Origin of the sequence: Listeria sp. SHR_NRA_18 (assembly GCF_003856515.1) — a bacterium.
GTDB lineage: Bacteria > Bacillota > Bacilli > Lactobacillales > Listeriaceae > Listeria_A > Listeria_A newyorkensis.
This window is the reverse complement of the sequence record NZ_QPKR01000072.1, coordinates 1-429: the sequence shown is the minus strand read 5'-3', so window position 1 is coordinate 429 and position 429 is coordinate 1. Positions and strand designations below refer to the sequence as shown.

The 429-nt window shown below is 47.3% G+C and carries 1 protein-coding gene; it reads right to left on the bottom strand.

Translation table 11 applies throughout. The features are described from left to right. Window positions 1–35: 35 nt before the first annotated feature. The gene (mgtS, locus tag DUK53_RS18050) at window positions 36–116 is read right to left on the bottom strand and encodes a protein MgtS (protein ID WP_223501571.1); all 81 of its coding nucleotides are present in this window, start codon (window positions 114–116) and stop codon (window positions 36–38) included. Window positions 117–429: the final 313 nt, after the last annotated feature.

The window sequence follows — 429 nt, the reverse complement described above, 5'->3', positions numbered from 1 at the left end:
GGGGAGGATGATGCTAGGCGGATCTTTTTCGTTCATTAGTCATCCCATTTGGTGCTCAGATAGGCTGCAATCAGCCCCAATGAGCTGACGAAAAACAAAAATCCCATAAAAAACATCATATTTCCCATAATTTTATCCTCGGTTAACTGTAATCGATAACGACCTCTGTGGTTAAAAGTAAGTGTGCAACGTAGTCTCTGGCTTCATTCACCGTCATGGTGCCTGGCGGCGAAAAAGTCAGCGTTCAAAGAGTTAGCAATGGCTGGCCCGCCTGTGTTGCTGGCGCGGTAGCGGTCATCGCTGAGGAGTCTGGAAGTCATTGACCCTATTGCTGTTTAAACTTCAACAGTGCATCGCATAGGGGAGTAAACCAAAGAGGGGAGTGCAGAAAGCCTATCTCCGCGTCCAGGTTTTAGCACTATACAACGT

Bases quoted from the DNA above. Each gene is read 5' to 3' on its own strand.
- mgtS (WP_223501571.1), bottom strand. From the start codon at position 116: ATGTTTTTTATGGGATTTTTGTTTTTCGTCAGCTCATTGGGGCTGATT.